This window comes from Sphingomonas sp. PAMC 26605, from assembly GCF_000241485.1.
Lineage (GTDB): Bacteria > Pseudomonadota > Alphaproteobacteria > Sphingomonadales > Sphingomonadaceae > Sphingomonas.
Genome location: NZ_JH584241.1, coordinates 1874626 through 1881473, shown reverse-complemented (window position 1 = coordinate 1881473; position 6848 = coordinate 1874626). Strand labels below are relative to the sequence as shown.

Here is a 6848-nt window from a genome sequence, read left to right as displayed (position 1 = left end):
ACCCCAACCCCTCCCCTGAAGGGGAGGGGCTTGTCTCGCTCGACCATCTCCCCCGGCACATGCCGCGCCTCGATCCGCTCGACCAGCCCGTCCTTGAAATGTACGATCGTCCGCGCGAACGCCGCCATGTCGGGCTCGTGCGTCACCATGATCACGGTGATCCCGTTGTCCTGGTTGAGCCCCTGCAGCAATTGCATGATCTCGACCGACCGCTCCGAATCGAGGTTCCCGGTCGGCTCGTCCGCGAGCAGCACCGCGGGCGCGGTGACGATCGCGCGCGCGATCGCGACGCGCTGCTGCTGCCCGCCCGACAGCTCGGCCGGCGTATGGTCCCACCAATCGGCGAGCCCGACCTTGTCGAGCGCCGCCATCGCCGCCGCGCGCCGCTCTTTGCGCGGATCGCCGCGATAGAGCAGCGGCAGCTCGACATTCTCGAGCGCCGTGGTGCGCGCGAGCAAATTGAACCCCTGAAACACGAAGCCGAGATAGCGCCGCCGCAGCAGCGCGCGCTGGTCGCGGTCGAGCGTCTCGACATGCACGCCCTTGAACTGGAAAGTGCCCGCACTCGGCACGTCGAGACAGCCGAGGATGTTCATCGTCGTCGACTTGCCCGAACCCGACGCCCCCATCACCGCGACGAAATCGCCACCGGCAATGTCGAGGTCGATTCCCTTGAGCGCCAGGAACGCGGTCGCGCCCTCGCCATAGGTCTTGGTCACCCCGCGCAGCGCGATGATCGGCGCGCCCTCGGCCGGCACGTACTGCGCGTCGGCGCCGGCGGCGGGGTTACTGGCCACTGGCCTGCTCGCCCGCCTTGCGTTTTGCGGTGGCACCCGTCGCGAGCTGCCCGGAGATCACCTTGTCGCCGGGCTTGAGCGCGCCGCCGATCACCTCGGTCATCGTGCCGTTGCTCTCGCCGGTGGTGATCTGCACCGGCTGCGGCGTGCCGTTCGCATCGGCGACATAGACCGTCTGCGACCCGCCGCGCTTGACCGTCTCGCCCTTGCCCGAGCCTGCGCCGCCGCGCTTGGGCGGCCGCGGTCCGATCTGGAAGCCCTTGCTCGCCGCCGTTCCCGTCGTCGCCGGCGCGAAGCGCAGTGCTGCATTGGGGACGAGCAGCACGTTGGGCCGCGCCGACGTGACGATATCGGCGGTCGCAGTCATCCCCGGGCGCAATTGCAGCCCGGCATTGGCGACGCTCAACGTGGCGCCGTACGACACGACCTGCCCGGTGGTGGTGCTGCTCGTCGTGGTGGTCGATGTCGAGGCGCTCGACGCCGACAGGTTAGAGCCGAGATCGACGCGCGTGATCGTCGCCGGGAAGGTCTTGCCCGGGAAGGCGTCGACCGTGAAGGTCGCCGCCTGGCCCTGCTTGACCGAACCGACATCGGCTTCGTCGATCGCCACCTCGAGCTTCATCCGGCTGAGATCCTCGGCGATGACGAACAAAGTCGGCGTGCTGAACGACGCGGCGACGGTCTGCCCCGGCTCGATCTGGCGCGCGAGCACGACGCCGTTGACCGGCGAGCGGATCACCGTCTTGACCAGCTGCGTCGCGTTCGACGACAGCGTCGCGCGCGCCGACACGACGTTCGCCTGCGCCGCGCGCAGATTGGCGACCGCGCGGTTCTTGTCGGCGATCGCCTGGTCCATCTCGGTCTTGGCCGGCACGCGGCCGCCCGACAGCCGGCTGACCTCCTGGTAGCGCGCGAGCTTCGCGTTCGATTGCGCGAGCGTCGCCTGGTTCTGCGCGACGGTCGCGACCGCGGCGTCGAGCGCGGCCTTGCTCTGGTTGACCGCGTCCTGGAAGCGCGACGGATCGACCAAAGCGAGCGGCTGGTTCTTGGTCACCGGGTCGTTGACGTCGGCCACCACCTTGGTGACCAGCCCCGACAGCTCCGAACCGACCGTCACCTGGTTGGTCGGCGCGAGCTTGCCGGTCGCCGACACGCTAACCGACAGCGACCCGCGCGCCACCGCTTCGCTGGCATATTCGGGCTTGGGCGCGCCGGCAAAGCAGCTCTTGAGCAGGAGCAGCAGCAGGAGCACGCCGACCGCGACCCCGGCCCATTTCGCCCAGCGCCGCCATTTCGGCACGCGCTTGGCGCCGAGGAAATCGTCGAGGTCGGTGCGCGCGGGCGTGGCCATCTATCGTACCTGTGCGGGAGAAGGGAGGGCGGTCGGGAGTTGGGCCGGATCGGCGGCGCTGTCCCACCCGCCGCCGAGCGCAAGATAGAGCTGGACCAGCGCGGTCGCCTGGTCGGACTGCGCCTGGCTCAGCCCGTTGCGCGCGGTGAGCAGGCTCGATTCCGAGGTGTTGAGCGTGGTGAAATCGGTCAGCCCGGCGCGGTACTGCGTGCGCGCGAGGATCGCGCTGTTGTTCGCGGCATCGAGCGCGATCGCGAATTCGGCGGCGCGCCGCTTCGCGCTGTCGAGCGCGACGACGGCATTCTCGACATCCTCGAGCCCCTGCAGCACGGTCGATCTGTACGCGGCGAACGCGCCGTCGGCCGCCGCCTCGCTCGCGCGCACTTGCGAGCGCAGCCGCCCGCCGTTGAAGATCGCCTGCGTCAGCCCGGCGAACACCTGGCCGGCAACGGTCTGGAACAGGTCGCCGATCCGCGCCGCGTCGGTCGATACGCTGCCGCTGATCGTCAGCGCAGGATAAAGCGCCGCCTTCGATACGCCGATCTGCGCGGTGGCGGAGGCGAGCGTGCGCTCGGCCGAGCGGACGTCGGGGCGCTGGCGCAGCGTATCGATCGGGATGCCGATCGCGACCGACAAAGGCCCGGTCGGGATCGGGCGGACCGCCGCCAGTTCGGCCTTCAATGCCCCCGGCGCCTGCCCGGTCAGCACGCCGAGCCGCGACACGGCGGCATTGTAATTCTGCTCGATCGTGGGAATCGTCGCCGCGGTCGAGGCGCGCTGCGAGCGCGCCTGTTCGGCATCGAGCGAGGAGACGAGACCCGCCTGCACACGGAACCCAGCGATCTGGAGATTGTCGTCCTGCAGCCGCAGCGACTCGCGCGCATTGGCGAGCTGTGCCTGATACAGCCGCGCGAGCATGTAGTTGCGCGCGGTTTCGGCCTGGGTCGAGAGCAAGACGCTCGCATAATCATAGCCCGACGCCTGATATTGCGCGCGACTCGCCTCGATCGTGCGGCGCACCTCGCCGAACAGCCCGACCTGATATTGCACGTCGAGCCCGAGCGACAGCGTGTCGCCCGATCCGCGCCCGGTGATGACCGTCGCGCCGCCGGGCAGCGTCGTCGTCCCGCCGGCGATGCTCTGCGAGCGCGTATAGCCCGCGGAACCGTTCAGCGTCGGGAGCAATTGCGCGCGCGACTGGACCAGCGCTTCGCGCGCCTGGCGCAGCCGTGCGACGGCCTGCGCGATGTCGAGGTTGCCGCTGCGGGCGCGCTCGACGATGCGCGCGAGCAACGGGTCGTCGAAGCGCGTCCACCACGCCGTCAGGTCGGCGGCTGGACGACCATCGGCCGGCACCGAATAGGCATCGGGAACACCGAGTGTCGCGGGCGTCGCGGGGTGGTAGTCGGGGCCGACCGTGCACCCCGCCAGCGGCACGGCGACGGCAAGCAACAAGGAGAGACGGTGGCGCATGGTGTTTATTTGACTAACACACCTTGCCGCGTCCAATGATTTCTCGCCGGATCCAATGATTTATTATCGCGAAGTGTCGCCCAGCGGCCCGCTTCGCGCGCGACACTTGCTGGCTTTGCTGTGGCAACGCGCGCGCAGCGCAATCGGGCGAACAGGCCAACGCTGGCCATTGTCTCAAACGCCCCCGAAGACGGGCTTGCGCTTCTGCAGGAAGGCAAGGCCCCCTTCCATCGAATCGGCCGATCCACGCGCACGGCGCTGATTTTCCGCCTCTTGCAACATCGCGGTCGCGTAATCGCTCTCATACGCGCCGCGGATCTGCCGCCGGATCAGCCCCATCGCGAGCGTCGGCCCCGCCGCGAGCCGCTCGGCGAGCGCGAACGCGGCAGCATCGAGCGCGTCGTCGGCGACGACCGTGTGGATCATCCCCCAGTCGAGCGCCTTCGCCGCGGGCACCTTCTCGCCGAGCAGCATCATTTCGCTCGCCCGCGCGCGGCCGATCAGCCGCGGCAGCATCCAGCTCGCGCCGCCATCGGGCACCAGCCCGATATTGACGAACGCCTGGAGGAAATAGGCGGTCTCGCTCGCCACGCAGAAATCGGCGGCGAGCGCGAGGCTGCAGCCGATCCCCGCGGCCGGCCCGCGCACCGCGCTGACCACCGGCACGTCAAGATCGGCGATCGCCGCGATCGTGGGATTATAGCTCTGCGTCAGCGCGGCGTAGGTCGCGTTGCCCGGATCGTCGCTGCCGAGCGCGCCGCCGCCGACATCGGCACCCGAGCAGAAACCGCGCCCCGCCCCCGCGATCAGCACCGCGCGCGCGCCGTCGAGCGCCTCGAGCGCGTGGCGCAGCGCGACGAACATCTCGGGCGGCGCGGCGTTGAGGCGGTCGGGGCGGTCGAGCGTGAGCACGAGCACATCACCGCGGCGTTCGGACTGGATCATCGTCGTCATGGTCGTTCCTGCATCTGTCGGCCGCGAACGATTTCCCGCGCACCAGTGTCGTGCGCCAGCTTACGCCAAATTCGCGTTCCGTCAGCCCCATAGTATGCTGCGCCCGTCCCGGGCAGGCGCGCGCGGCGCGTCAGCTTGATTTCGCGCGCCACACGCGCTACGCCGCATCCATTCCGAAATTGGAAATCCTCGTCATCGGGCCTTGGCAGGTCCGGGCGGCGGGCCCATGTCCAGATTTCGGCGAAATGAACATGAGTGCACAGACCGTGGCGAAGACGACTCCCCTCGAATTCATCCGACAGGTCCAGGCCGAGACCAAGAAGGTCGTCTGGCCGACCCGGCGCGAGACGATCATGACCGGCGTGATGGTCGTCATCATGACGACGCTGCTCGGCTTGTTCTTCTTCATCGTCGACACAGGCTTCGAGGCGATCGTCCACCTGCTGCTCAGCCTCGCCAAATAATCTAGGTAAACAGACACATGGCACGCTGGTACATCATTCACGCTTATTCGGGTTTCGAGGGCAAGGTCCGCGATTCGATCATGGCCGAGGCGACCCGCATGGGCCTCGAGCAACTCGTCGAGCAGATCGAGGTCCCGACCGAGACGATCACCGAGGCGCGCCGCGGCAAGAAGATCCTCGTCGAGCGCAAGTTCATGCCGGGCTATGTGCTCGCCAAGCTCAACATGAACGACGACGTCTATCACCTCGTCAAGAACACCCCCAAGGTGACCGGCTTCCTCGGGCCGAACGGCAAGCCGCAGGCGATCCCGGAATCGGAAGCCGCGCGGATGCTCAGCACCAAGGACGAGGCCGCCGCCGCTGCGCCCAAGCAGAAGGTCAAGGTCGACTTCGAGATCGGCGATTCGGTCAAGGTGCTCGACGGCCCGTTCGCGAGCTTCAACGGCATCGTCGAGGAACTCGATTTCGACCGCAGCCGCGTCAAGGTGTCGGTGTCGATCTTCGGTCGCGCGACCCCGGTCGAGCTCGAGTTCGAGCAGGTCGAACGCTCAAAGTCGTAGTCGCAGGCCGCACGCAGATAGCGCAAGCTATCTGCGAGACGGCCAAGACCGGCCGGCGGGTCGCGGCCACGCGAACCCGTCCGACGCAAGACGCGGGATTTACTCCCGCGTCCCTTCTCCGCCTCCCCCTACCCCCCAACCGTCACCCCGGGCTCGTCCCGGGGTCCACCGGGATACGCGCACTACGACCGCAGCACGCGCGGCATGGTGGGCCCCGGCACAAGGCCGGGGTGACGGTGGAATGGGCGGTGCCGGACTCGGCTCAATCCTCGAGCAAATTCAAATGCAGATAGGCCGATTGAAAATCGGCCACCGTGCGCAACCGCACCGCATCGAGAATCACGATCGTCCGCGCCCGCCGCGCGATCAGCTCGTCCTGCTCGAGCAGCTTGAGCATCCGGTTGACGTGCACCGGCGTCAGCCCGAGCGCATCGCCGATCTGCTCCTGCGTCATCGGCAGCGTGTCGCAATCGCCGCCCTCGGCATTGACGACTTCGAGCCGCACCGCACATTCGCACAGCAGGTGCGCCAGTCGCATCAGCGCGTCGCGTCGCCCGATATTGGCGATCCACTCCCACGCGATCGACCCGTCGACCAGCGTGTCGAGCCAGAAGGCGTGCGCGATCGCGGGAAAGGTCGCGGCGATCTCGAGCAACGCCAAGCGCGGAATCCGCGCCATCGTGATCGCGGTCAGCGCCTGGACGCTGTGATCGGCAATCTTGAGCAGCGAATTCTGCAGGTCGACCGCGTCGCCCGGCACTTGCAGCGCGATGATCTGCCGCCCGCCGTCACCGACGATCTTCTGGCGATAGGCGAAGCCATCGAGCAGTACGCAGGTAAAGTCCGCGCGCTCCCCCTGGCGGACCAGATAATGGCTAGGCTCGAGCGTCTTGACAGTAAAAGGGAGTCCGAGCAGCGCGGCCTCGTCCGCCGGCGCGAAGCGACTGCGTCGCTTGAGTTTGATGAGCAATCGCTCGAGTGTGTCGGTCATGAGTCGGTCCCGGTAACGGCGGGAGCGCAAAACTCTCAGTCATCGGATGCCAAGAAGCTCGATGATGGCGCCGTATAACACAGATCGCGTATGGCGCGGCGCACAAACGTTGCGTGGCGAATATGGGGATGTGCGATCGGGTTTGCCTGCCGCCGCGCTTTCGGGTATGCGCCCCGCCTTCCCCGGCACGTTGCCGGGGACTCGCGGGAGGCGGCGCTATGGCGCCGCCGCACGGACCGCTAAACTTGAAAGAGAGTG

The 6848-nt window shown here is 67.8% G+C and carries 7 protein-coding genes; 2 read left to right on the top strand and 5 right to left on the bottom strand.

The genetic code is table 11. The annotated features are described in order from the left end of the window. The 4 genes from RH90_RS08705 to RH90_RS08690 all read right to left on the bottom strand — a co-directional run. Positions 1-758, bottom strand: a 758-nt coding sequence (locus tag RH90_RS08705; protein ID WP_232280398.1) for an ABC transporter ATP-binding protein, incomplete at its 3' end; no start/stop codon positions are given. Between the two features lie 28 nt (positions 759-786). Then, positions 787-2148, bottom strand: coding sequence for an efflux RND transporter periplasmic adaptor subunit (locus tag RH90_RS08700; RefSeq protein ID WP_010185160.1), 1362 nt, complete (start codon positions 2146-2148; stop codon positions 787-789). Next, positions 2149-3621, bottom strand: coding sequence for an efflux transporter outer membrane subunit (locus RH90_RS08695; RefSeq protein WP_010185159.1), 1473 nt, complete (start codon positions 3619-3621; stop codon positions 2149-2151). A gap of 174 nt (positions 3622-3795) precedes the next feature. Continuing rightward, positions 3796-4575: an enoyl-CoA hydratase-related protein gene (locus tag RH90_RS08690; protein WP_010185158.1), complete on the bottom strand. Its 780-nt coding sequence runs from the start codon at positions 4573-4575 to the stop codon at positions 3796-3798. Between the two features lie 266 nt (positions 4576-4841). Here RH90_RS08690 and secE point away from each other — a divergent pair, with 266 nt between their 5' ends. Both secE and nusG read left to right on the top strand, forming a co-directional pair. Next, positions 4842-5039, top strand: a complete 198-nt coding sequence (gene secE / locus RH90_RS08685) for a preprotein translocase subunit SecE (protein WP_029625164.1) — start codon at positions 4842-4844, stop codon at positions 5037-5039. 17 nt (positions 5040-5056) lie between these two features. After that, positions 5057-5599, top strand: a complete 543-nt coding sequence (gene nusG / locus RH90_RS08680) for a transcription termination/antitermination protein NusG (RefSeq protein ID WP_010185156.1) — start codon at positions 5057-5059, stop codon at positions 5597-5599. Positions 5600-5861: 262 nt separating this feature from the next. Here nusG and RH90_RS08675 read toward each other — a convergent pair whose 3' ends face one another. After that, on the bottom strand, positions 5862-6590 hold the full coding sequence (locus tag RH90_RS08675; RefSeq protein ID WP_010185155.1) for a Crp/Fnr family transcriptional regulator: 729 nt from the start codon (positions 6588-6590) through the stop codon (positions 5862-5864). Positions 6591-6848: the final 258 nt, after the last annotated feature.